The organism is Pseudomonas sp. UMAB-08 (assembly GCF_900095225.1).
GTDB lineage: Bacteria > Pseudomonadota > Gammaproteobacteria > Pseudomonadales > Pseudomonadaceae > Aquipseudomonas.
Genome location: NZ_LT607421.1, coordinates 186,584 through 211,013, shown reverse-complemented (window position 1 = coordinate 211,013; position 24,430 = coordinate 186,584). Strand labels below are relative to the sequence as shown.

Annotated in this window: 22 protein-coding genes and 2 pseudogenes; 11 read left to right on the top strand and 13 right to left on the bottom strand. The window is 59.7% G+C overall.

Annotated features, from left to right (window positions below):
• The 3 genes and pseudogenes from K0F75_RS25790 to K0F75_RS15550 all read left to right on the top strand — a co-directional run.
• Positions 1-241: pseudogene (locus K0F75_RS25790) on the top strand (MFS transporter); the annotation flags it as partial.
• A gap of 9 nt (positions 242-250) precedes the next feature.
• A complete protein-coding gene (locus K0F75_RS15555; RefSeq protein WP_219062767.1) occupies positions 251-784 on the top strand; it encodes a single-stranded DNA-binding protein in 534 nt (177 codons plus the stop codon).
• Positions 785-1,027: 243 nt separating this feature from the next.
• On the top strand, positions 1,028-1,612 hold the full coding sequence (locus K0F75_RS15550) for a hypothetical protein (protein ID WP_219062766.1): 585 nt from the start codon (positions 1,028-1,030) through the stop codon (positions 1,610-1,612).
• A gap of 287 nt (positions 1,613-1,899) precedes the next feature.
• Here the strand turns inward: K0F75_RS15550 and K0F75_RS15545 are convergent.
• A pseudogene (locus tag K0F75_RS15545) lies at positions 1,900-2,220 on the bottom strand (ABC transporter substrate-binding protein); the annotation flags it as partial.
• Positions 2,221-2,467: 247 nt separating this feature from the next.
• On the opposite strand from K0F75_RS15545, the gene K0F75_RS15540 reads away from it, so the two are divergent.
• The gene (locus K0F75_RS15540) at positions 2,468-3,718 is read left to right on the top strand and encodes an aspartate aminotransferase family protein (protein WP_219062765.1); all 1,251 of its coding nucleotides are present in this window, start codon (positions 2,468-2,470) and stop codon (positions 3,716-3,718) included.
• Between the two features lie 20 nt (positions 3,719-3,738).
• Here K0F75_RS15540 and mobA read toward each other — a convergent pair whose 3' ends face one another.
• From mobA to moaA, 3 genes are read right to left on the bottom strand one after another with little or no spacing between them, the layout of a single operon-like run.
• Positions 3,739-4,332: a molybdenum cofactor guanylyltransferase MobA gene (mobA, locus tag K0F75_RS15535; RefSeq protein WP_219062764.1), complete on the bottom strand. Its 594-nt coding sequence runs from the start codon at positions 4,330-4,332 to the stop codon at positions 3,739-3,741.
• Between the two features lie 58 nt (positions 4,333-4,390).
• Entirely contained in the window at positions 4,391-5,290 is a 900-nt protein-coding gene (locus K0F75_RS15530; RefSeq protein ID WP_219062763.1) for a bestrophin family protein, read from the bottom strand.
• Positions 5,291-5,340: 50 nt separating this feature from the next.
• Entirely contained in the window at positions 5,341-6,339 is a 999-nt protein-coding gene (gene moaA / locus K0F75_RS15525) for a GTP 3',8-cyclase MoaA (RefSeq protein ID WP_219062762.1), read from the bottom strand.
• A gap of 247 nt (positions 6,340-6,586) precedes the next feature.
• Between moaA and K0F75_RS15520 the strand changes: the two genes are divergently transcribed.
• Positions 6,587-8,767 carry a mechanosensitive ion channel family protein gene (locus K0F75_RS15520; RefSeq protein ID WP_219062761.1) on the top strand — a complete coding sequence of 727 codons (2,181 nt, stop codon included), beginning with the start codon at positions 6,587-6,589 and terminating at the stop codon, positions 8,765-8,767.
• Positions 8,768-8,923: 156 nt separating this feature from the next.
• On the opposite strand, the gene K0F75_RS15515 is transcribed toward K0F75_RS15520, so the two are convergent.
• Positions 8,924-13,246 carry a DEAD/DEAH box helicase gene (locus tag K0F75_RS15515; protein ID WP_219062760.1) on the bottom strand — a complete coding sequence of 1,441 codons (4,323 nt, stop codon included), beginning with the start codon at positions 13,244-13,246 and terminating at the stop codon, positions 8,924-8,926.
• A gap of 200 nt (positions 13,247-13,446) precedes the next feature.
• On the opposite strand from K0F75_RS15515, the gene K0F75_RS15510 reads away from it, so the two are divergent.
• Positions 13,447-14,331: a sugar nucleotide-binding protein gene (locus K0F75_RS15510; RefSeq protein WP_219062759.1), complete on the top strand. Its 885-nt coding sequence runs from the start codon at positions 13,447-13,449 to the stop codon at positions 14,329-14,331.
• Entirely contained in the window at positions 14,324-15,253 is a 930-nt protein-coding gene (locus K0F75_RS15505) for an NAD-dependent epimerase/dehydratase family protein (protein WP_219062758.1), read from the top strand. Before K0F75_RS15510 ends, K0F75_RS15505 begins: the two co-directional genes overlap by 8 nt.
• 61 nt (positions 15,254-15,314) lie before the next feature.
• On the opposite strand, the gene K0F75_RS15500 is transcribed toward K0F75_RS15505, so the two are convergent.
• From K0F75_RS15500 to K0F75_RS15480, 5 genes are all read right to left on the bottom strand, one after another.
• Positions 15,315-15,998 carry an OmpW family protein gene (locus K0F75_RS15500; protein ID WP_219062757.1) on the bottom strand — a complete coding sequence of 228 codons (684 nt, stop codon included), beginning with the start codon at positions 15,996-15,998 and terminating at the stop codon, positions 15,315-15,317.
• Positions 15,999-16,103: 105 nt separating this feature from the next.
• The gene (locus K0F75_RS15495) at positions 16,104-16,655 is read right to left on the bottom strand and encodes a DUF3299 domain-containing protein (RefSeq protein ID WP_219062755.1); all 552 of its coding nucleotides are present in this window, start codon (positions 16,653-16,655) and stop codon (positions 16,104-16,106) included.
• Positions 16,652-17,917, bottom strand: a complete 1,266-nt coding sequence (locus K0F75_RS15490; RefSeq protein WP_219062754.1) for an ABC transporter permease — start codon at positions 17,915-17,917, stop codon at positions 16,652-16,654. Before K0F75_RS15490 ends, K0F75_RS15495 begins: the two co-directional genes overlap by 4 nt.
• Before the next feature lies 1 nt (position 17,918).
• The gene (locus K0F75_RS15485; RefSeq protein ID WP_219062753.1) at positions 17,919-18,629 is read right to left on the bottom strand and encodes an ABC transporter ATP-binding protein; all 711 of its coding nucleotides are present in this window, start codon (positions 18,627-18,629) and stop codon (positions 17,919-17,921) included.
• Positions 18,630-18,653: 24 nt separating this feature from the next.
• Complete coding sequence (locus K0F75_RS15480) at positions 18,654-19,244, bottom strand: DUF2796 domain-containing protein (RefSeq protein ID WP_219062752.1); 591 nt, start codon at positions 19,242-19,244, stop codon at positions 18,654-18,656.
• Between the two features lie 239 nt (positions 19,245-19,483).
• Here K0F75_RS15480 and K0F75_RS15475 point away from each other — a divergent pair, with 239 nt between their 5' ends.
• The gene (locus K0F75_RS15475) at positions 19,484-19,825 is read left to right on the top strand and encodes a hypothetical protein (protein ID WP_219062751.1); all 342 of its coding nucleotides are present in this window, start codon (positions 19,484-19,486) and stop codon (positions 19,823-19,825) included.
• Here K0F75_RS15475 and trxA read toward each other — a convergent pair.
• The 3 genes from trxA to K0F75_RS15460 form a co-directional block, all read right to left on the bottom strand.
• A complete protein-coding gene (trxA, locus tag K0F75_RS15470) occupies positions 19,822-20,694 on the bottom strand; it encodes a thioredoxin (RefSeq protein ID WP_219062750.1) in 873 nt (290 codons plus the stop codon). The two genes, K0F75_RS15475 and trxA, sit on opposite strands and share 4 nt — an antisense overlap.
• Before the next feature lie 70 nt (positions 20,695-20,764).
• Positions 20,765-21,427 carry a methyltransferase gene (locus K0F75_RS15465; protein WP_219062748.1) on the bottom strand — a complete coding sequence of 221 codons (663 nt, stop codon included), beginning with the start codon at positions 21,425-21,427 and terminating at the stop codon, positions 20,765-20,767.
• On the bottom strand, positions 21,424-21,873 hold the full coding sequence (locus K0F75_RS15460) for a hypothetical protein (RefSeq protein WP_219062747.1): 450 nt from the start codon (positions 21,871-21,873) through the stop codon (positions 21,424-21,426). The genes K0F75_RS15465 and K0F75_RS15460 overlap by 4 nt, the downstream gene beginning before the upstream one ends.
• A gap of 228 nt (positions 21,874-22,101) precedes the next feature.
• Here K0F75_RS15460 and nrdR point away from each other — a divergent pair, with 228 nt between their 5' ends.
• From nrdR to K0F75_RS15445, 3 genes are read left to right on the top strand one after another with little or no spacing between them, the layout of a single operon-like run.
• Positions 22,102-22,566 (top strand): transcriptional regulator NrdR, encoded by a 465-nt coding sequence (gene nrdR, locus K0F75_RS15455; RefSeq protein ID WP_219062745.1) that lies wholly within the window; start codon positions 22,102-22,104, stop codon positions 22,564-22,566.
• A gap of 41 nt (positions 22,567-22,607) precedes the next feature.
• On the top strand, positions 22,608-23,708 hold the full coding sequence (ribD, locus tag K0F75_RS15450; protein WP_219062825.1) for a bifunctional diaminohydroxyphosphoribosylaminopyrimidine deaminase/5-amino-6-(5-phosphoribosylamino)uracil reductase RibD: 1,101 nt from the start codon (positions 22,608-22,610) through the stop codon (positions 23,706-23,708).
• Between the two features lie 46 nt (positions 23,709-23,754).
• The gene (locus K0F75_RS15445) at positions 23,755-24,423 is read left to right on the top strand and encodes a riboflavin synthase (RefSeq protein WP_219062743.1); all 669 of its coding nucleotides are present in this window, start codon (positions 23,755-23,757) and stop codon (positions 24,421-24,423) included.
• The last annotated feature ends 7 nt before the right edge of the window (positions 24,424-24,430 follow it).

Below are 24,430 nucleotides of genomic sequence, written 5' to 3'. Positions count from 1 at the left end.
CGCCTTTGCTGTTACTATGCGCGAACCGCCGTACGTGACGAGCCTGCGTGTGCCGTTGACGCCAGAAGCACAGCGCGAAGCCGGCCTGATCGAGCGTTTGATGGCCGTCACCGGAGTAACAGATGCAGTGGTGGTGGCTGATGAAGCTGCCATCTATATCAAATTAGACACCGAACTATTGGATCGCACGTCCCTTGAGCGCCTGGTCAACGACCCGGCGCCGACAGCGTGCGAAGCCTAGGAGAACGTTATGGCCCGTGGGGTTAACAAAGTCATATTGGTCGGTACATGCGGCCAGGATCCCGAAGTTCGCTACTTGCCTAACGGTAACGCCGTGACCAACCTGAGTCTGGCGACCAGCGAACAGTGGACCGATAAACAAACCGGTCAGAAGGTCGAAAAGACCGAATGGCACCGTGTTTCGATGTTCGGCAAGGTTGCTGAAATCGCCGGCGAATACCTGCGCAAAGGTTCGCAGGTGTACATCGAAGGCAAGCTGCAAACCCGCGAGTGGGAAAAAGACGGCATCAAGCGCTACACCACTGAAATCGTCGTCGACATGCAAGGCACCATGCAACTGCTGGGCGGTCGTCCACAAGGCGAAGGCGCTCCACAGGGTCAAGGCGGCATGTCCAACTCCGCGCCGCGCCCTCAACAGTCGCGTCCACAGCAGTCCCAACCGCAATCCCAGCCACAACGCGAATCGCGTCCTGCGCCACAGCAGCAGGCCGCACCGCAACCGGCTCCGGATTTCGACAGCTTTGATGACGATATCCCGTTCTAGGGAATATGTTCCTCAGCTGTAAAAAAGGCCCGTAGCGTTTAACGCTACGGGCCTTTTTGGTTTTGCGCGCAGCCTATGTCTGCAATTCATTGACCTCCATCTACCGGCGGGAACCGCCCTACTCTAATAGGTTTCGGCTTGGTTTTCTGGATGACAGAGTTATACGGTTACTTAAAATACTGCGCCACTTACTGCAAAAGTTGTTAATTTCTAATTATGTCAACATGGATTGATGGACGGCTCATGTGGGAATACTCCTGGAAATTATTTTTAATAATTACATGCGCCGCTATAAACCAGCCATTTGCTATGATTTTCTTTTTTAGGCGGCGGTTGGAAATGGAGTGGGGAAGAGGTGACCTAATTAAGGTTCGTATTTCTGAGTTTCCAGGGTATTTTGAAGTAAAGGGTTTTGAACGGAACTACCTTGACTATTTTGATCGCGCCTGTTGTCCGTGGCGTTTTTTGTACGCTATCGGCTTTGTAGTTATTGCTTTTGGTGTGACAGGCTTCTTTGTAAGCCCTACCGCTATCATTTTTGATTCAAAACTCAGCACAATGATTTCGCATCTGATCAGCCTCAATCGTGGGCCCATGATAGTGACTGGCACTCTATGTATGGTGTGTGCCGCCCTGCTGGATGAATGGGCCAATCAGCGTCTGCTTTCACCAAAATTATACTTCGACAAACATTATCGGCTTGAGATGTCTGACACATCAGTTGCCGTGTTGACGACAAAAATACTTTATCAGAAGGGTGACAGATTCTACGTATATTCAGAGCGGGAACTCAAGGCGGCTATACGTGCCGTACAAGGAACGGGTTGAATACGAGGCGCAGTGATGAGTAATGGTTTTTCTCCGGCTGAGTGTTTTTATGAGTATGTTGAGTTATTAGGTGAGGATGATCCCGCTGTCATCGGAAGTGCGGTTATATAGAGCTTGGTGACGTGTAGGTGCGCGCTTGCTTGTGATAAATCGGCTCTGCCCGGTGCGATAGTGAATTCACTACTTTTCCGTCTCTGTTAGCCGATCGCGGCGGGACGCATAGTTGCAAGCGCGCTCTTACATGGTGTTGCTCTCTACCGTTCGATCGTCCGGCTCCAGCGGGCATTTCATTCCGGGCGTTGCTGATTAACCTGATCCCAATCAATCGAGATGGCCGTCTCCAGGTAGGCGTTCATCGCTGCGACCTGAGTGCGGGTTTTATCGGTGGTTGGGGCTTTTGGGTTGGAGGGGATTTGGTCGCCTTCTTCCAGTGCCGGGGCCTGCGCTTCCGGGCTCAGGAGGTAGGCGGCGAGTTTTTGCGCGAGCGCTGGTTGGTTGTTGTGGGCGATGGTGCATTCGGTGACGTTGAGTACCACCGCACCTTCTTTGGGTTGCGCGTATTCAACCGGCACGCCGAGCAGTTTCAGGGTGGAGACCTGGGTCGATGAAGCCAGGGACTGGAACACCACTTTGTCCTTGTAGCGGCAGAGCTGACGCCGGTAACCGGTCGCCGTGTTTGATTTTTTCGAAGGTCCTTCGGACCTTATCGCAGCCTTCGGCAGCTCCTGCATGGGTTTGCGTGATGCCAGCAGACATCCCGAAAATCAGGAATAACCCCGCGATTTTATTTCGCTTGTGGCACATGCGCATTCCTCGCTTAGATGGCCGAGGATTTCTTGACGAGTGTTTTCACGCATGAGCAGCGCATCAATCAGCGGTTCGATATCGATGGTCCACCCCATCACCCTGGATCACGGCAAGAACGCCGAGGTGTGGGATGACGACGGCAAGCGCTACATCGACTTTGTCGGTGGGATTGGCGTGTTGAACCTGGGGCATTGCAATGCGCGCATCGTCGACGCCATCCGCGAGCAAGCGACCAGGCTGACGCATTACTGCTTCAACGCTGTACCTCACGCGCCTTACAAACAATTCATGGCGCGGCTAGCGGCGTTCATTCCGGTCAGTTATCCCGTCGTCGGCATGCTGACCAACAGCGGTGCCGAGGCCGCAGAAAATGCGCTGAAGATTGTTCGTGCTTACACAGGACGCTCGGCGGTTATCGCCTTCGATGGCGGATTTCACGGGCGAACGCTGGCGACCTTGAACCTCAACGGCAAAGTAGCACCTTACAAACAAAAGGTCGGCGTGCTGCCGGGGCCGGTGTACCACTTGCCTTACCCGAGCAAGGATAACGGGGTCACCGCCGCAGAAGCATTGAGCGCCATGGATCGATTGTTCAGCGTCGAAATCGACGCGGAAGAGGTCGCCTGTTTCATCCTGGAGCCTGTCCAGGGCGAAGGCGGCTTCCTTGCGCTGGACGTCGAGTTCGCCAAAACCTTGCGTACGTTTTGCGATGAAAAAGGCATTCTGCTGATCATCGATGAAATCCAGTCCGGGTTTGGACGCACCGGCCAGCGCTTTGCATTCTCCCGGCTAGGCATCGAGCCAGATTTGCTTCTGTTGGGGAAAAGCATCGCTGGCGGTATGCCGCTCGGTGCGGTGGTGGGCAAAAAGGCTTTGATGGATGCATTGCCCAAAGGCGGGTTGGGCGGCACGTATTCGGGCAATCCAATGGCGTGTGCTGCGGGCCTGGCCACCCTGGACCAGATGACTGACGCCAATCTGTCCTCGTGGGGCGAAGCACAAGAACACGCGATCATGAGTCGTTATCAGGGTTGGCTTGACAGCAAATTGTCGCCCTTCCTTGGGCGTCTGACCGGGGTCGGCGCCATGCGCGGGATCGAGCTGATCACACCGGAAGGAAAGCCCGCGACAGCCCAGTTGGCCATGCTCCTTGAAACCGCAAGAAACAATGGACTGCTGCTGATGCCCAGTGGCAAGGCCCGGCATATCATCCGGCTGCTGCCGCCCCTGACCACCGAGCTTGATGTGCTCAGTGAAGGGTTGGATATCTTAGAAAAGTGTCTGGCCGAGCTGGGTTGATGTTTGCGGGCTGCTGGCTGTCAGGTCAGCAAGTCCGGGGTGTTGAAATTGGTCAGCCGCAGATCATCGGGCGCACAGTCAAGCGCCCGTAAATCATGTGCCAATAACACCCGCATCAAACTGCGTTCCCCTTGGTCCCAGCGCTTGCGCAACTCAGGCAGCAAGGCTGTGGGGATCACACTGAACATCGGTTGCCATTGCCCGGCCTGGCGCACCATCAACGGTGAGGCCGCAGGACCTGCGAGGCTCAGCAACTGCTCGATCAGCGGGCGATCAATCCTCGGCGCATCACACGCCAGAACCAGCACCCAGGCATGGTGCGCAACCGAAAGCCCGGCCAATACCCCGGCCAGCGGTCCTGGAAAGTCGTGCTGTTCATCGCCCACTAACTGATCTGCAAACGCCTGATAGCGATCCTGATTGCGGTTGCAGGAGATGATCAGGTCATCGGTCAGCGGCCTGACAACGTCGTGCACATAAGCGATCAAGGGCTGGTCGTTCCACAGAATAAGCCCTTTGTCCTGCCCGCCCATGCGCTGCCCGCGCCCACCGGCCAGTAGCAGAATCGAGCAGGGCACACCTTGCTCTGCGTGGTCATTCGATGAAGCGTTCATGCGTAGCACTCAAAAAATTGATACGGCGACGATCCCATGGACAGTGCCAAGGCGCCAGTCAGCTCAGCACGTAATCCACAGGTTCGAGCACGGGCGGAAGGTTGGTCTCGCCCAGCGCGTCCAGCACTTCACGTTCGATGGTTCGCACGATGAAGTCGGTGGGCAGGTTGTGTTCGTTACGACCAAACGGGTCCTCCAGTTCATCGCCGATGGCGTCGAGCCCGAAGAAGGTGTAGCTGACGATCGCGGTGAAAACCGGTGTCATCCAGCCCAAGGGCTCGGCCATGGCGAAGGGCAGCAGGATACAAAACAGATAAATCGTCCGGTGCAGCAGCAGCGTGTAGGGGAAGGGCAGCGGTGTGGTTTTGATCCGGTCACACGCGGTGAGGGTTCGCGTCAGGTTGCTCAAGCGGGTTTCCATCAGGGTGTAGCGCCATTCACTGATGTCGCCGGCCACGGCCAGATCGGAACACTGTTGGCCAACATGACGCAGGATGCGCTCACTGATATTCGGGGTGCCGGGCGCTGGCGCGAAGTCCAGCCAGGGACGGGCCTCAGCCAATTCGTCTTCCCCGCGCAGGTGGGCGTTCAGCGCATGTGAGAAACCGCACAGATTACGCAGAATGCTCCCACGTTCGGCGGAGTCCTTGATGACCTGGGTTTCGCGGATCATCGAGCGCATGTCCATGATCATTTCCCCCCACAACTTGCGCCCCTCGTACCAGCGGTCGTAGCACATGGTGTTGCGGAAACTCATGAAAATCGACAGCGAGAGCCCGAGCAGCGTGAAGGGTGTGGCACTGACGCGGGAAAAGTAGGCGGGGTGCAGGGTTTCGACCCATACGATGGCCGAGGCCAACAGGGTGACCAGCAAGCTGCGAACAACGATGTGCTTGGCGATGGACCCTTTAAGTGACGTCAGGATCTGCAGCAGGTTCGGTTTGGGTCTGACAATCATGGACTGAGGGTCCTGGAGCAACTGAAGCGATTGAGAACAGACCGGAACGGCTAGCCTCCGGTCATGTTCATGAAACGCACAACTTGAACCTCGTCGTTGACGTCGAAGTTGTGGCGGTAGGGCTTGATCCGCATTGAGTCGATGATGGCCTTTTCCAGCTTCTCCGGCTGCCCCGGATGAGCGCGCAACACGGCCTTGAGGTCGACCGAGTGTTCGTTGCCCAGGCACAGCAGCAAGCGGCCTTCCACGGTCAAACGCACACGGTTGCAGGTCGCGCAGAAATTATGACTGTGTGGCGAGATGAAGCCCAGACGAATATCAGGTGCTTCAGCCAGGCGCCAATAACGCGAAGGGCCTTGGGTCGATTCCGTCGAGTCGATCAAGGTGTAGCGTTCGGCGATGAGTTCGCGGACCTGGTCACTGGAGAAAAAGGATTCCGCGCGGCTGTGCTCAAGGATGGTGCCCAGCGGCATTTCTTCGATGAAGCTGATATCGAGCTGACGGTCGATGGCAAAGCTGACCAGGTCGTTGATCTCGTGATCGTTGCGGCCTTTCATGACCACGCAGTTGAGCTTGGTGCGCCGAAAGCCCGCCGCGTTCGCTGCGTCGATCCCGGCAATGACCTTTGTCAGATCGCCGGTGCGGGTCAGTTCGCGAAAACGTTCGGGGTTCAAACTGTCGAGGCTGATATTCAGCCGATTGACCCCGGCGTCGAACAGTGGCCCCGCCAGCGCGCTCAGTTGCGAGCCGTTGGTGGTCATGCACAGCTCGCGGAGGTCGGGCAGCGCGGCGATTTGCCGACACAAATCGACCACCCCGCGGCGCACCAAAGGCTCGCCGCCGGTCAGGCGAATTTTGCGCGTGCCCAGCGCAACGAAGCGCTCGGCCAACTGGTAAATCTCTTCCAGGGTGAGAATGCGTTGGCGCGGCAGGAACTCCATGTCTTCGGCCATGCAATAGACGCAGCGAAAATCGCAACGGTCTGTCACTGACATGCGCAGGTAATCGACCTTGCGAGAAAAGCTGTCCATCAAGATCCGATCTGACAATTGAACCTCGTTGCTCTGCACTCAAGAGCGCGATGTTGGATTGACCTTCATAGTGGAGGGTCTGAGTCTCCAGAGACTAGAAGGCTGGCCGTTTTTTATCCAATAGCTATTGGTGACTGCATGATCGACTGGCTCTATCAGCAGGTGGATTCACTTTGCGAGTAGAACGAACGTGCAGGGCAAATGTCGATCAGTGTCCAGAAGCCTCATACTCACTGGATAATCAAATGTAAGGGGGGGCCGCGCTTTGTTGAAGTTCAAGACCGTGACGCTGTTGTGCATCCTGTTTTGCGCGGGCAGTTTTAACCTCCAGGCCGCTGATGCGCCTGCCGTAGCGCCGGCCTCGGCTGCCCCAGCGGCGACCGTGGCCCCTGCGGCGCCTGCCAGCATCGCGCCGGCTCCTGCCGCCCCGACACCTCCGGAAATTCTGGTGCAAGGCGGTTTGCTCGGCGCCATCAGCTCCAGCATTGATAACGTCCAGGGCCAACTTGATCTGAACAACGATCTGGTCGACTCCTGGCGTTTGCGGGCGGGCCGAGCCGCCGACGAGATAGATAATCTGGTCAATCAGCGTTCCTCACGCTCGAACGTCAGTATCGCCGGGGACTTCCTGATGCTGTCGGCGGTGTGGATCGGTGTGTTCGCGATTCTGTTTTCACTGGGTCGCCTGATAGCCTCGCGCCTCAATCGGCATCGGGTTCTTATTGAGCGCTACCGTGTGCAGGCGCTGTTGAACTACGTGGTGCCCTATACCCTTCCGGCGGTGATCAGCTTGCCGCTGACGTTGTATGTCAGCCACTTCATGTCGGCGTCGGTAGGGCGTGCGTTGGCGCTGTGTTTTGCCTATGCGACCAGCAGCGGGATTGTTTCGACCTCGGTGTTGTTGTGCGTGATCGTGATGTTCAATGCCGGGCACAAACGCGCTGCGGTACGGATCATTCGCCAATACAGCCCACGGCCTTTGTTTCTGATCGGTTTTCTCGCGGCCCTGAGCGACGCGCTGACCAGCCCGCAGATTTCCCGGCAGTTGGGCAGCAACGTCACCAGCAGTATTGCGGTGTTTACAGGACTGTTCGCCTCGGTGGTGTTCTGCATGCTGGTGATCAAGCTGCGTCGGCCTGTGGCGCATCTGATCTGTAATCGATCCTTGAGTGGCCGCCTGCACCAGCCGGCGCTGCAAGAATCGCTGAAGATTTTTTCCGGCCTCTGGTACTTGCCGATCCTGCTGATGATTCTGGTCTCGGCGATCCATCTGATCGGTGCCGGCGAGGACAGCCAGAAAGCCCTGCGCTGTGCCCTGCTGACTACCGTATTACTAATTGCCACGGTATTTTTGAGCACGGTGTTTCAGCACCTGTTCAAGCCGGCCGATGCCGCCGCCGAGCGTGGTGGGCATGTCTACAAGGAGCGCTTGCTGAGTTTGTGTCATGCCGTGCTGCGAATTGCGCTCGCGGTCGTATTCATCGAAGTGCTCGGGCGGATCTGGGGTTTTTCGCTGTTCGAGTTCGCCCAGCGCAATACGGTCGGTCGGGTGATCAGTGACTCGCTCAGCAGTATCGGCCTGATTCTGCTGGTGACCTGGTTGTTGTGGGTGGTCCTCGACACGGCGATTCAGGAAGCCCTGAAACCACCGCTCAATAAACGTTCTTCACGCCAGCCCAGCACCCGGATAAAAACCATTCTGCCGATGCTGCGCAACGCGATAAAAATTATCCTGGTGGTGATTTGCTCGATCACCACGATGGCCAATCTAGGGATTAACGTCGCGCCGCTGTTGGCCGGTGCCGGGGTGGTTGGCCTGGCCATCGGTTTCGGTTCGCAGCAGTTGGTGCAGGACGTGATCACCGGGTTGTTCATCATCATTGAGGACACTATTTCCATCGGTGATTGGGTGGTGCTCGACTCTGGCCACTCCGGTACGGTGGAAAGCCTGACCATCCGCACCCTGCGCCTGCGCGACGGCAAAGGGTTCGTGCACTCGGTGCCATTCGGTCAGATCAAAGCCGTGACCAACCAATCGCGCCAGTTTGCGTATGCCTTCTTCGCCATCCAGTTCACCTACGACTCCGACATCGACTCTGCCACCGCGCTGATTCGCGAGGCAGGGGGGTCGATCAGCGACGACCTGTTGCTCAAGGGCAATCTGCAAGGGCCGCTGGAAGTGTTTGGCCTGGATCGGATGGACCTCAATGGCGTTGTGCTGACCGCGCAATTCCGCACCGTGTCGGGGGGCCAATATGGAGTGAGTCGCGCCTTCAACGAACGGCTGAAAAAGCTTGTGGATAAAACCCCTGATGTGCGTTTCGCCCAGACTTTTCCACAGGTGGTGATGAGCCCACACGCTGAAGCCAATGCGGATGAACCGCCTGTGCCGCCCAAACCGACAGTGACCAACGGTGATGGGTCGGAGAGTCCAGCAAGTGTCTGATCATTGCTTTTGGCCGAAGGCCGTAGGCGCTGGCTTGCCTGCGAAAAGGGCCGAAGGACCTTCCGGTGGGGGCGAATGCACCCATTTTGCCAGCGCTTCGCACTGGATCGCAGGCAAGCCTGCTCCTACAGTTGATCTGCGCCGGGAGCCAAGAAGTCAATGCAGCAACCGATCCTTCACCTGTGCAATCGCCAGCGCATCCAGCTCCAGCCAATACTGTGGTTTGCCAGAAATGATTGCCGCTGCCGGGATGCCATCGCGGTAGATCAGGCGGTTACCGGCCAGCGCCGGGACTTTGCTGCCGGGTAACAGTGTGCCGACCAGATTCAATGGGTCGGCACCGCACAGGCTGATCAGGCTACCGTCGAGTGGGCGCTTGCGGATTTCCCGTAGCAGCGGAATGGCTTCAGGCAAGGCGAACTGCTCGCCCGCCAGGCCGCTGATAAATCGCCCCCCTCGAATCTCGCCACGTGCTTCCAGTCGATGGAAGGTGCGCAAGAGTTCGCGCCAGCTGGGCAGCCAATCGGCCTCGCGCTCCAGTAAACGCCAGAACACCACGCCGTATCGGCGCAGCAGGGTCATCGCGATATGTTCCAGGGTCGGTGCGGCGGTCTGTTGCGGTCGAGGGTTGTCACTGGGTGCTGGCGCAGGTGAACGACGGAGCAAGGCCCAGCGACCGGCATCGTCCATGCCCCCAATAAACGCGCCACGGTTACGGCGGCGGGTGTGTGCAGAGTGTTTGCTGGCGGGCGTGATCAAGGCGCGCAGGCCGGCAAAGCTGTCGGCGTTCACCAGCCCGGCACCGACTAACTCCTGTAATGCGTTTTCCAGTTCGGTGCGCAGTAGATGGGCTTCGTGCAGCAGTTCATCGAAGAACAGCGCGCCATGACTGACCAATGCCGCGTGGACTTTCAGGGCTCGCAGGGATAGCGCTGAAGGCGATGGCTGCTCGGTCAGCTCACTCCACAGGTTCACTTGGCTTCGGGGCAGCAGCACGACAGGCGTACTGCGCAACGCCGCGGCGCCGGTTTTATTGCGCGGCGCCAATCGCGTCCACACCACTTTGCCCGAGCGGCACAAATCGTCGAGCCAGGTCAGCGAATAGTCCTTGAGTCGGGCCGGAAGAATGTCACTGTCCCAGGCGCTGGCGGCCGCCGAATAGCCTTCCAGCTGATTGACGATCTCGGGCAATGCGGCTTTTCCCTGGCTGCGGGTAGTGCTGGACAGGTGCTGCCAGTCGAATAAAAAGCGCATGAAATCCTGTAGCGACACCGGTTCGATTTCCCGGCGCAAGCGTTTGACGGTGTAGCGATGGATGCGCGCCAGCAGATGGCGTTCGCACCATTGATCGTCGGTTGCGCCGGGGCTGAATCGCCCGCGTAGAACATACCCTTCACCTTCCAGTCGAGCCAGCGCCTGTGCCACGTTGGCGATGGGCAACGCCAGGGGCTCAGCGATCTCGTGCAGCGGTAACGGGCCGAAGCCACCTAGGCGCGCGCGGACGACCTCCAGCGTCGCCTCGTCTTCGTTCCAGTGGTCATCGAAACCGGGCAGCGCCTGCAATGACGGGTGCATTTCGGCCCGTGGATAAACTGCGCGCAGGCACGTCAAGCGTTCCAGGGTCAGCCACAAGGCGTGCTCGGGGCTGACCTGCAGGCGTGTTGCGCGCCCGGAAGTTGCCAGGGTTTCCAGCCACGCCAGCCACTGAGGATGTTGACGCGCTTCGGCGCCGCTGATGCAACTCAGGCTCATCAACGCCTCGTGCATCTCATCGATGTTTTGCGGCTGTGGCCATGCTTCCTCACACACTGCAACAATCGCGTCAGCGTCCAGTGCGCCCAAGTCATCGGTTGATTGTGGGTCGCTCCAACGCCGATTGAGTACCGCCTGCGTGCGGCGCTCCTCCAAGGGCGCATCGTCAAGAAAGGCGTAAGGTCGCGCGCTGAGAATTTCCGCCGCGAGGGGCGAGGGCGCAGGGAGATCGCGGCTGATCAAACGCACCTGGCCCCGTTCCATGCGCCGCAGGAGCGCCAGCCAGCCTTCGCAGTCCATGGCCTCGTGCAGGCAATCGTCGAGGGTTTGTTCGATCAGCGGGTGATCGGGGATTTCACGTTCACCGACCACATTCTCCAGGCACGCGATCTGGTCGGGGAACACGGTGGCGATCAGGTCTTCACTTTTCATCCGTTGTATTTGCGGCGCGACCTTGCGTCCTCCGACGTAGCGCGGCAGGGCCAGCGCGGTGCTGGCGTTCCAGCGCCAACGGACGCCAAACAACGGCGCATCGAGTACGGCCCGGACCAACAGATGCTCGGCGCTGTTGGCGTTCAGATAACGCCAGACCTCATCCAGCTCGAAGCTGTGGCTGGTCGATAGCGACAGCACGATAGCGTCTTCACTGGCGGCGGCTTGCAGCTCGAAATTGAAGGTGCGGCAAAAGCGTTTGCGCAACGCCAGACCCCACGCGCGATTGACGCGGCTGCCGAACGGCGTGTGGATAATCAGTTGCGTGCCGCCGGACTCATCGAAAAAACGCTCCATGATCAGGGTGTCTTGCGACGGTAAGGCACTCAACGCCAAGCGGGCTCGCGCCAGGTAATCCACTACTTGCCCGGCGCTGGCCAGATCGAGTCCGAGGGTGTCGATCAGCCAGTCGATGCACGGTTGTAGGTCGCCGGGGCTGGCGCTGAGCAGTTCATCGATCTGCGCGTGCAGGCGCGCCACGGCAAACGACAGCTCGGCACTGCGTCCCGGCGCTTCGCCCAGCCAGAACGGGATGTTCGGTGGCTGGCCCTGCGCATCCTCGACCCGCACCCGACCGGTTTCAATGCGCAGGATGCGGTATGAGGTATTGCCCAATTGGAAGATGTCGCCTGCGATGCTTTCCACGGCAAAGTCTTCGTTCACCGTGCCGATGTTCAGGGCTTGCGGTTCCAGTATGACGCTGTAATCGGCGTTGTCCGGAATCGTGCCGCCGCTGGTGATGGCGGTCAGTTTGCTGCCGCGTCGCCCGCGCAAGGTGCGGGTCAATGCATCGCGGTGCAGGTAGGCACTGCGTACGCCCTGACGGCCGCTGTAACCTTCGGCGAGCATGCGCAGCAGCGCCTGATAATGTTGGTCATCGAGGGTGGCGTAGGGCGTCGCCCTGCGGATCATGTCCAGCAGCGCTTGCTCCTGCCATTCCTGGCAACTGACTTCGGCGATGATCTGCTGCGCCAACACATCCAGTGGCGCGTGGGGGATGATCACGGTGTCGAGTTCGCCACGCCGCACGCAATCGAGCAGTGCGGTGCATTCGATCAAGTCGTCGCGTGATGTGGCAAACAAGCGGCCTTTTGGCGTGCCGCCGACCTGATGCCCGGAGCGGCCGACCCGTTGCAGGAACCCCGAGATGGAGCGTGGCGAGGCGATCTGGCAGACCAGATCGACGTCACCGATGTCGATGCCCAACTCCAGCGATGCAGTGGCAATCAGCACCTGCAAGTCGCCACGCTTGAGGCGTTGTTCGGCCTCCAGCCGATGCTCTTTTGCCATGCTCCCGTGGTGTGCGGCGACGGCGTGTTTGCTGAGGCGCTCACTCAGATGCCGGGCCATGCGCTCGGCCATGCGCCGGGTGTTGACGAAAATCAGCGTGGTCCGATGCTCGCAGGCCAGTTGCGCCAGCCGGTCATACACCAACTCCCAGACATCGTTGGCCATGACCGCGCCCAGTGGCACGGGCGGCACCTCGATCCCCAAATCGCGTGGGCGGGCGTGACCGATATCGACAATCGCACAGGGCCGTTTGACGGGATCGCTGCCCACCAGAAAGCGTGAAATGCGCTCGATGGGTTTTTGCGTGGCGGACAGACCGATGCGCAGCAACGGCTCGGGGCACAGCGCCTGCAATCGCTCCAGGCTCAACGCCAGATGACTGCCGCGTTTGCTTGAGGCAATCGCATGGATTTCATCGACGATCACCGTGCGGGTGCTGGCGAGCATGCGCCGACCTGAGTCCGAGCCGAGCAGCACGTACAGCGATTCAGGGGTGGTCACCAGAATATGCGGCGCGGTCTTGCGCATCGCCGTGCGTTCTTTTTGATGCGTATCACCGGTACGCACGGCCGTGGTGATGCGCAGTTCGGGCAGGCCCATGCGCGCCAATTGTTCGGTGATACCTGTCAGTGGATTTTGCAGGTTGATCTGGATGTCATTGGACAACGCCTTGAGCGGCGACACGTAGACCACAAACGTCTGGTCCGGCAGCTCACCACCATGCTCCAGGCCCTGATGCACCAGATCGTCGAGTACCGCAAGGAAGGCGGTCAGGGTTTTGCCGGAACCGGTGGGCGCGGCGATCAAGGTCGAACGCCGCGCCTTGATCAGCGGCCACGCCTGCGCCTGAGCGGCCGTCACCGCCGGGAATGTGCTGTGAAACCAGGCACTGACGGCGGGGTGGAACGCGCCCAGAACCGGGTCCGGAAGGCTGAGAAGAGTCATCAGTGATTTATGCGGGCGGCGTGATCAAGATGCAAGAGGGCGCGGGATTGGCCCGATCTGCGGGATCACCTGTCGGGGGCGGTGCGCCTGCAAACCCCGGCAGGCCTTGCGCCTCTTGGGGGATAGGTTCCAACGTGTTATGTTTGCAGACGTTTTTTGACTCTTTTTGAACTGATTCTGACACCGAGCCTGCTGACTCTATGCGAATGCGCCTTATGCTATTGGGCGGCGGGAATGCCCTCGGGCAGGCGCTGATTCGTCTGGGTGCCGAGGAAGACATTGGCTTCCTCGCGCCACGTCCACCGGAAGCCGGTTGGGACGCTGCGAGCCTGACGCAACTGCTCGACGACACCCGCCCCGATGCCTTGATCAATCTTGCTTACTACTTCGACTGGTTTCAGGCGGAGACCGTGAGCGAGCAACGTCTGGCTGGCCAGGAGCGCTCTATCGAGCGCCTTGCCGAACTGTGCCAGCACCACAATATCGTGCTGTTGCAGCCGTCCAGCTATCGGGTGTTCGATGGCTCGCGAGCGACCGCCTACAGCGAAAAAGACGAGCCGATACCGTTGGGTCAGCGCGGTCAGGCGTTGTGGCGCATCGAACAAAGTGTGCGCGCGACCTGCCCGCAGCATGTGCTGCTGCGTTTCGGTTGGCTGCTCGATGACAGCCGTGATGGTGTGCTCGGGCGTTTCCTTGCACGGGCTGAATCGACTGAAGAAATACCGATGGCCGATGACCGTCGCGGTAATCCGACGCCGGTCGATGATGCGGCGCGGGTGATTATTTCCGTGCTCAAACAACTCGATTGTGCGGCGCCGCTGTGGGGCACCTATCACTACGCGGGCCACGAAGCGACCACGCCACTGGCGTTGGGGCAGGCGATCCTGACCGAGGCGAGGTTGTTGCACCCACTGGCCATCGAAGCCCCGACCGCGCGAGCCCACGCCGCCAGCCCCGATGCCAGCGAAGAGCCGCAACATGGGGTGTTGGCCTGCAAGAAAATTCTCCATACCTTTGGCATCAAGCCTCGTGCTTGGCGTGCCGGTCTGCCAAGCCTACTGGATCGTTATTATCGTCATGGTTGATGCACCTGTCTTAGTCACCGGCGGCGCCGGCTTCATTGGCTCGCACCTGGTTGATGCCCTGCTTGAGAGGGGTTATGCGGTGCGCGTTCTGGACGACCTGTCCACCGGCAAACGCAGTAACCTGCCGCTGGATAATCCACGCGTCGAATTGATCGAAGGCGATGTCGCCGATGCGGCATTGGTCGCGCGCGCTGCCATCGGCTGCCAGGCGGTTGCGCACCTGGCAGCGGTGGCATCGGTGCAAGCGTCAGTGGACGACCCGGTGCGCACGCATCAAAGTAACTTTGTCGGCACCCTGAACGTTTGCGAGGCCATGCGGCAGGCAGGGATCAAGCGTGTGTTGTTCGCCTCCAGTGCTGCTGTTTACGGCAACAACGGTGAAGGTGAGTCAACCCTCGAAGACACGCCCAAGGCACCTTTGACCCCCTACGCGGCGGACAAGCTGTCGAGCGAGTACTACCTGGATTTCTACCGCCGTCAGCATGGTCTGGAACCGGTGGTGTTCCGCTTTTTCAATATCTTTGGTCCGCGTCAGGATCCGTCTTCGCCGTATTCCGGGGTGATCAGCATTTTTTGCGAACGTGCCGAGAAAGGGCTGCCGATCGCGATTTTCGGCGACGGTGAACAGACCCGGGACTTTGTCTACGTCGGTGATCTGGCGTCGATACTGGTGCAGGCGCTGGAACTGCCGGATGTCCAGGCAGGGGCAATCAACGTCGGCCTCAATCAGGCCACCACGTTGAATCAGCTACTGATGGCGTTGTCTCAGGTGGTGGGTGACTTGCCTGCGATCAGTTACCTGCCGGCGCGCTCAGGTGATATCCGTCACTCACGGGCCAACAATCAACGCTTGCTCGAACGCTTCAAGTTCCCTGAGCCAACGCCACTGAGCGTCGGTCTGGCACGTTTGCTCGGGCGTTAATTCGCCGACGCAAAAAAGGCACCGCGAAGGTGCCTTTTTTGTACGTGCCTGTTGGGGAACGTTAGAACTTGTAGCCGATACCAACCATGTAAACCCATGGATCAACATCAACATTGACCTTGGTGCGGCCTACGCCGAGGGCAGACGGACCGTCCATGGTTGCTTTGGTGTCGATATCGATGTACCAGACCGATGCGTTAAGCATCATCCGGTCTGTCAGCATGTAGTCCATGCCCACTTGCCCGGCCAAACCGAAGGAGTCCTTCAGCTTGAGGTTGCTGAAGCCTTCGCTTTTGCGTGTGCTGTCCAGGTCTTCATTGAAGAACATGGTGTAGTTCAAGCCGATGCCCGCGTAAGGCTGGAACTTGGACGAGGACTCCATCGGGTAGTACTGCAACGACAAAGTGGGTGGCAGTTGTTTGATGTCGCCCAGTTTGCCATCCAGTGCCGGGCCGAGGCCTTTGACTGCAACGGTGTGATTGAACGGTGTTGCGGCCAGCAGCTCGATACCGATGTGGTTGGTGATCATGTAAGCCACTGCGAGACCCAGTTGGGTATCGCTGTCCAAGGTCGCTTTCGTGCCCGAAACTTTGGCACCATCAAGCTTCAGGTTGCCGCTGTCTTCATTAGGGGCAACGGTTGCCGCACCCGCACGGACGATGATGTCACCGGCTTCGTGGGCGTGGACGAGAGGTGCGCTGAGCGCTAGCGCGAACAGGGACGCGCTGAGCAGTGACTTGTGCATGATTGCTCCATTAGACATTAGTTGTGGCGATGGCTAATGATAGGGGGCGTCTGGAATAGGCCTTTTGACCCAGCGCAATGAAATTGCCATGAAGCTAAAAAAATATCAGGACTCAGGCAACTCATAGACGTAAATCTTGTCGGCCTCCATTTTGTAGCCTGCATCGGCCAGTTCGCTGGTGGAGGCTTCGACCTTCATCGTGCCTTCGATCCAGTAAGGCTGATACAACTCATCAAGTTTTACGCCGACCTTACTGGTGACATGGACGATCTGATTCGAGGGCGGTGGCGGTACGTGGATGCAGGCGCCGAAGTAGGGCACGAGCAAAAACTCGGTGGCCCGACCCTCTTCGCTGACTTCCAGCGGCACGATATAACCGGGCAACCTGATCTGTTGACCGTCCAGTGATTTGACCACGGGTGCGGACGGCGATTGCTGCTTTGCAGCAGGCGCGGCTTCGGCAGACAACGCATCGGCCATGCCGGACAAGTTATGGATCGGCGCCGTTTGTGGGGCGATTACCGGGGCGTCCGGCGGAATCATCTGCGCCCAGGTCAAGTCCTTCGGCGGCGCAGCCAAGAGTGGCGTCGTGACCAGTAAGGGCGCGATCAGCAGCAACAGCGTAAGCAGCGGGCGCGACATGATGGGTGTCCTCATAAACGAATCGACAGGCCGTCAGCCAACGATTGGCGATACGCGCGCCAGGCCGGCACAGTGCCCATCAGCAGCGCGGCGCAGAGAATACCACCGAGCAGGGTCCACTCGTATTCGCTGGGCAGCGACAGCGGCAAGAACAGGCCGTAACTGGATTGCACGTAACCCTGAGCCCCCGCGATGCCGACATACAGCAGGACCAGGCCGCTGACCACGCCCGCCAAGGCCAGAGCGAAGGCTTCGAGTATCAACAAGCTGGCGATATGCCAAGGGCGAGCGCCCACGGAGCGCAGGATCGCCATTTCGCGCCTTCTTTCATTGAGGCTGGTCAGGATTGCGGTAAGCATCCCGATCAACCCGGTCAGTACCACGAACAGCGAAATCACGAACAGCGCTTTTTCGGCGGTGCCCATCAGGCTCCAGAGCTCTTGCAGGGCCACGCCGGGCAGAATCGCCAGCATCGGTTCACCCCGGAACTCATTGATATCGCGCTGCACGGCGAAGGTCGAAATTTTGTTGTTGAGGCCAAGCATGAATGCAGTGATCGCTGTCGGCGTCAGGTCCATGTTGCGTGCCTGATCAGCGCTGACGCGCCCGGCGCCATGAGCCGGTACACCGTTGTGCCAGTCGACATGAATCGCTTCCATGCCGCCAAGGCTGATGTGCAGCGTGCGGTCCACTGGCGTGCCGGTGCGTTTGAGAATCCCGACCACGGTGAACGGTTTGTCGTCGTGCTTGACCAGACTGACGACCGCGACGCCGTGAGCCAGTACCAGCTTATCGCCCAGCGTGTACTTCAAGGCGTCGGCGACTTCGGCACCCAACACCACTTCGAAAGGGTCAGTGGCAAACGGACGACCGTCGGCCAGTTCCAGATGTTGCTGGCGACCGAACTGGTAGTGCTCGAAATAAGATTCGTTGGTGCCCATGACACGGTAGCCACGATGGGAGTCGCCGAGGGAAATCGGGATCGCCCACTTCACATGAGGGTCGTTGGCGAAATGCTCGAAGCTGTCCCAGCGGATATTGTTGGTGGCGTTGCCGATGCGGAACACCGAATACAGCAGCAGGTTGACCGAGCCAGACCGGGCGCCGACGATCAGGTCGGTGCCACTGATGGTGCTGGCAAAACTGGCGCGGGCTTCAGTGCGCACGCGCTCGACGGCCAGCAACAAACAGACCGACAGGGCGATGGCGAATGCAGTGAGAAAGGCGGTGAATCGGCGGTTAGCCAGACTGGCCATGGCTAGGCGAAACAAATACATCTCAGACCTCTGCGGCGATGGCGGCGCGATTAAGTTCGGACAGCGACAGGTTACGGTCGAACAGCGGCGCCAGGCTTTGGTCGTGGCTGACGAACAACAGACTGGCCCCGGCGTCGCGGCACTCGGCGAACAGCAGGCGAATAAACGCCTCGCGGGCATCGGCGTCCAGTGCGGACGTCGGCTCGTCGGCGATCACCAATTCCGGTTGGCCAATCAGTGCACGGGCCGCAGCGACCCGTTGTTGCTGGCCGATGGACAACGAGTCTGCGCGGCGACTCAGCAGCGCCGGGTCTTTCAAACCCAAATGCGCGAGCAGCGTTGCGGCGGCCTGATCGACACTGCCATGACGCTGGGTCGCGCGCGCGGTGCGCAGCTTGGAGAAGCGGCAGGGCAGCTCGACGTTTTCACGCACCGACAGGAACGGCAGCAGGTTGAACTGCTGAAAAATATACCCGGTGTGATCGACCCGGAAACGGTCGCGACCTCCGGCTGACAGCTGTGTCAGCTCCTGACCCAGCAGGCGAATGCTGCCTCGGTTGGGTTTTTGCACGCCGCCCAACAGCCCCAATAGAGTGGTTTTGCCACTGCCACTGGGGCCTTTCAGGAACAGGGTTTCACCTGGCTCCAGACGAAATGCAGGGATATCCAGCAACGGTGCGTGACCGGGCCAGGAAAAGCCAAGATCGGACAGCTCGATAAGTGCTTGGGTCATTTGAGGCGTGTTCACCGGGGGTTATCAGAACTTCAGCGTGGCGTTTTCTGGCGTTGCTTCAACACCCTGCTGACCACTCGGGGCGATCAGTTGTACCTGAATTTTGTGGGTAGCGGGGAAGGTCTTGAAGAGTTGCGTCAGGTCGAGTTTCTTCAGTGCGGACGGTGTGTCGCACACGAATTGGTAATGCGCATGGATCTCGCTGTGCTCGTGATGGTGCTCTTCACCTTCGCCCTTGGCGTGATCATCATGGTCGTCGTCATGATCGTCGGCATCCGGTTTGTCGCCGAACAACGGGCTTTCCAGTTTTTGTGCCAGCACTGCGCACTTGGCCGCCAACGGCAGATTGAACAGCGCCTGCGACTTCAGCAACAGCTCGCGGGCCTCGGCGACCTTGGTCTTGTCTGCATCGGTGCTGGCGGGATGTTCGAAGCCAACGATGTTCATCGAAGGGCTACGCAGCTCGAATTCCAGCGCCTTGCCGTCGAGCACTATATCCAGCTGCGCGACGCCGTGCTCGTGAGCGCCGAGACTGGCATGCTCCTTTTCTTCGGCGGCATGAGCAATGGCCAGTGGAAGCAGGGCAAAAGGCAGGGCGAGCAGCAGGCGGCGCATAAAGAATCTCCGGGCACGGCATGGATGTTGGAAAGTGTTATGTGATCTTATAACATTTGTTGCTTCGTGACACACCGAGTTTTCCATGCGGCGCGTGGGGACGCCCGGTCCTTGCCCGCGATCGATCACGTAGCGGTCGCAAAAGAGGCTGGATTCACCTTCGTCGGAAAGTCCTTCGGCCTTTATCGCAGGCAAGCCAACTCCTACACTGGGTGTTCACTGAAAAAGGTAACGAGATCATGTTGCGTATCCGTGGAACCCTCGGCGAGTGGCCGGTGGACTTGACCCTGGAATTGGATGACGGCGACTGGGCCCGGTTAGGTGCGCAATTGCAGGCGACGAAACCTGCGGCTGAGCAGGCTGCTGCGCTGCCCGTCAATCAGGACGACGCTGTCTGGCAAGTCGCCAAAGAATTACTGCGCAAGGCCGGGCAAATGAGCGGGCCGGATTTGCTCAACCAGTTGGAAGGCCTGACGGGCAGCACGGCAGCGGGAAAACGCCTGATGGTGCGCATGCGTCACAGTGCCGAGGTCAACGTCGTGAGCGGCACAGATGCACCGCTCTATAGCTGGGTCAGTTAATACAACGCAGCAAACAGCTTGCGACGGTAAGTGGTGACCAGCGGGTGATCGTTGCCCAGCAGGTCGAATACCTGAAGCAAGGTTTTGTGCGCCAGGCCTTCGGCGTAGTTGCGGTTGCGGATGAACAGCTTCAACAGGCCATCCAGTGCCGCATCGTATTGCTGGCGTGACAGTTGCTGAATCGCCAGTTGATAAGCGGCTTCATCGTCCTGAGGATTCTGCGCCAGGCGGGTTTTCAGGTCGGCGACGTTGGGCAGTTCGGCGGCTTCGCGCAGGAAGGTCAGTTGTGCACGCGCGCCAGCGAGCTCGGCTTTATGGGCGTCACCTTTGACCGCCTCGAGCACACTCTGCGCTTCTCCCAGTTCGCCGCGTTCGGCCAGGCAGCGTGCGTACAGAATCAGCGCCAGCGCGTTAGTGTTGTCTTCGCTCAGCAAGGCTACGAGCACCGCCTCGGCGTCAGCGATCCGGCCTTCGGCAAACAGCGTTTGCGCCTGTTCCAACGGATCGGCAGCGGCGGGTGGCGGCATTTGCACATGCGGTTCCAGGATCGCGCGAATAGCCGACTCTGGCTGCGCACCGGAAAAGCCGTCTACCGGCTGGCCGTCCTTGAACAGCACCACGGTTGGCAGGCTGCGGATGCCGAAGCGGGCGACGATGTCTTGCTCGGCGTCGCAATCGACCTTGGCCAGCAGCAACTCGCCCTGGTAACCCTCGGTGATTTGCTTGAGGACCGGCATCATCGCTTTGCACGGCGCGCACCATTCAGCCCAAAAATCCACCAGCACCGGCGTGAGGAATGACTTCTGGATAACCAGTTGGTCGAAGTCGGCGCTGGTGGCGTCGAAGATGTACGGGGTGTCCTGGCTCATCGCTAGTCTCGGAAGTCGTTCAATGGCGGCAACTATAAAGGTCGCGGCGTTTTGTCGAAAGCGGTGTGCGTCAGGCCGGGTCGCGGCACGCGTGATAAAGGCTGACGTTACGAAACTCCGCAGGCTCTGCCAGATCGGGCAGGGTGTGCGCTTCAAGCATCGCTAATCGGAGATAAGCCGGGTGCTGGAAGTCGCGCACCCGCGAGTCGGCAACCAATGCCTGGCGGCCACGACTGAGGAATTGATCCAGTAATGGCAGGTTGGCGCGGTCATACAGCACGTCGGCGACCAGGATCAGGTCGAAGCGGTCGGTCTCGGCGAAAAAGTCTGCCGAGTAGCTCAGTTGCACGTCATTCAGCCGGGCATTGGCTTGGCACGCGGCGAGGGCCAGCGGGTCCAGGTCACAGGCCACCACCTCCAGCGCGCCGGCTTTCACCGCTGCAATGGCGGCTACGCCAGAACCTGAGCCGAAATCCAGGACGCGTTTGCCGGCCACCCACTGCGGTTGTTCGGCGAGAAAGCGGGCCAATGCCAGACCGCTGGCCCAGCAGAAACTCCAGTACGGCGGTTCTTCAAGAGTGCGCCGGGTTTCTTCCGGGCTGAAGGCGCGATCCATGTTGTCGGCATCAATCAGCCAGAGTTTCAAAGCGGTGCCCGGCAGCGCAGTGGCAACCAGCTGCGCGTCGCCGAGCAGTTCGCTCAGCGCCCGTTGCAGGTCATGCGGAGGTGTCATGGCGCCGGTACGAACTGCAACGGGCCCATTGCCTGGGTGGTGGCTTCATTGATACGCACCGAAGGCAGGTGCAGGGTCAACTGGCCGGACTGACTGGCACGGCCGCGCAACTCGACGCGCGCACCCGCCGGAAAGGATTCCGGGTTGAAGCGCAGTTGGAACGGCAGGGACTGGTTGTTGCCGATCAGCTTGGTGCTGGCCAGCAAACGTTGCGGGCGGCTGCGCTCATCGATCAATAGCAGCGCCAGCTCGACTTCCGCGCCAGCCGGTACACCGAGCAGTTGACCACTCAGTTCCCGTTGATAAGGCAGCAAGGGGCCAAGACTGGCAGGGTTTTTGATCACTTGCGTCGCTTGTGATTTGGCCGCGACAGGTTTGGGTGGCTCGCTGCTACAGGCGACCAGCAGGCCGACAAGACTGAGCAAAACAAGCGGTCGTAGCGACATGAACAGCTCCAACAAAACAGAAAAAATCAGGGGGCGGCCGAGGCGCGTCATGCAGTATTGCCCAGCCGTATAAATTTCACACCGCCTGCCGCGCGACTATATACCGCAAACCTTAAGTATTGTCTTGCCAGCGGGATGCGCCAGAGGAAAGCCGCAATGAGTTGCAGCGCTGGAAATAAATGACGACTCGCCCTACCATGAGCCTCCCTTTTTTTGTTGCCTGCCACCATGCACTGTCCCTTTTGCGGTGCCAACGACACCAAGGTCATCGACTCGCGCCTCGTCGCCGAGGGCGAGCAAGTGCGTCGCCGTCGCGAATGCCTGGCCTGCGGTGAGCGTTTCACCACCTTCGAAACCGCCGAACTGGTGCTGCCACGTCTGATTAAACAAGACGGCAGTCGTCAGCCCTTCGACGAAGAAAAACTGCGCGCGGGCATGCAGCGAGCGCTGGAAAAGCGCCCGGTCAGTGTCGAACGTCTGGAAGCCGCATTGGCGCGGATCAAGCACAAGCTGCGGGCAACCGGTGAGCGCGAGGTGAAATCGCTGGTGGTCGGTGAGCTGGTGATGGGTGAGCTACAGAAGCTCGACGAAGTGGCGTACATCCGCTTTGCCTCGGTTTACCGGCGCTTCCAGGACCTCAATGAGTTCCGCGAAGAAATCGACCGTCTGGCCCGTGAACCGGTGAAAGAGTGAGCCTGCCATCGACTGAGCAGAGCGCTCTGGACCAGCATTACATGGCGCGCGCGCTGGAATTGGCGCGCAAAGGCATTTACTCCGCGCACCCGAACCCTCGTGTGGGTTGCGTGATCGTGCGCGATGGACAGATCGTCGGCGAGGGCTGGCACGTTCGCGCCGGTGAGCCGCACGCCGAAGTGCATGCGCTACGACAGGCAGGCGACAAGGCTCGCGACGCCACCGCGTACGTCACCCTCGAACCGTGCAGCCATCAGGGGCGGACGCCGCCGTGTGCCGATGCATTGGTCAATGCCGGGGTCGCGCGCGTGGTTGCGGCAATGCAGGACCCCAATCCTGAAGTTGCGGGCAAAGGCCTGCTGCGGTTGATGGCGGCGGGGATCTCCGTGCAGAGCGGCGTGCTCGAAGGCGAAGCCCGGGCGCTGAACAAAGGTTTCTTGAAACGCATGGAACACGGCCTGCCTTACGTGCGGGTCAAGATGGCGATGAGCCTCGACGGGCGCACGGCGATGGCCAGCGGCGAAAGCCAATGGATCACCGGCCCTGCCGCGCGTTCAGCGGTGCAGCGCTTGCGTGCGCAATCAAGTGTGGTGCTGACCGGCGCCGACACGGTGTTGGCAGACGGTGCGCGCCTGACGGTGCGCCCGGATGAGCTGGGCCTGGGGGCCGAACTGACTGCGCTGGCCGTCACCCGGCCGCCGCTGCGGGTGTTGATCGACGGGCGCTTGCGCGTACCCCTCGACGCGCCATTCTTTCAGGCCGGCAACACGCTCGTCGTAACCTGCGCGGCGGCTGAGGCGCGTGAGCGTTATCACGATCAAGGCCATGAAATGCTGGCGTTGGCCAACAGCGGTGGGCATGTTGATTTGCGCAAGCTGATGCACGAACTGGCCGCCCGTGGCGTCAATGAAGTGTTGGTCGAAGCAGGCCCCCGATTGGCCGGCGCGTTCACGCGGCTGGGGTTGGTCGATGAGTATCAGATTTTTATCGCGGGCAAGTTCCTCGGTTCAACGGCTCGGCCGCTGCTTGATCTGCCGTTGGCGCAGATGAGTGAGGCGCCAGCGCTGAAAATCGTTGAAATGCGTGCGGTGGGTGATGATTGGCGAGTGATTGCCATCCCCGTGACCGCTGGCAGCGTATAATTTCCGGCCATCGCACAGCGCTGGCCTTGTTCTCGTGGAGGACCACATGTTTACCGGCATTATTGAATCGATCGGCAGCATCCGCGCTCTGACCCCCAAAGGCGGGGATATCCGCGTTTATGTGGCCACTGGCAAGCTTGATCTCAGCGACGTCAAACTCGGCGACAGTATTGCGGTGAACGGCGTCTGCCTGACCGCCGTCGAGTTGCCCGGCGACGGTTTCTGGGCCGATGTCAGCCGCGAAACGCTCGACTGCACCGCTTTCGTCGATCTGAAGACCGGCAGCCCGGTCAATCTGGAGAAAGCCCTGACACCGACCACGCGTCTGGGTGGTCACCTGGTCAGCGGACATGTCGACGGTGTCGGCGAAGTTCTGTCCCGCGAAGAAAATGCGCGCGCGATCCAGTTCCGTATCCGCGCACCGCGTGAGTTGGCCAAGTACATTTCGCACAAAGGCTCGATCACCGTCGACGGCACCAGCCTGACGGTGAATGCGGTCAATGGCGCTGAGTTTGAACTGACGATTGTCCCGCACACCCTGGCTGAAACGATCATGGCCGAGTACCGGCCGGGTCGTAAGGTCAACCTTGAAGTGGACTTGCTGGCGCGTTATCTGGAACGTCTGTTGCTGGGAGACAAGGCCGCAGAGCCGAGCCACTCATCAGGCGGCATCACCGAAAGCTTTCTAGCCGCCAATGGCTACCTCAAATCCTGAACCGAAA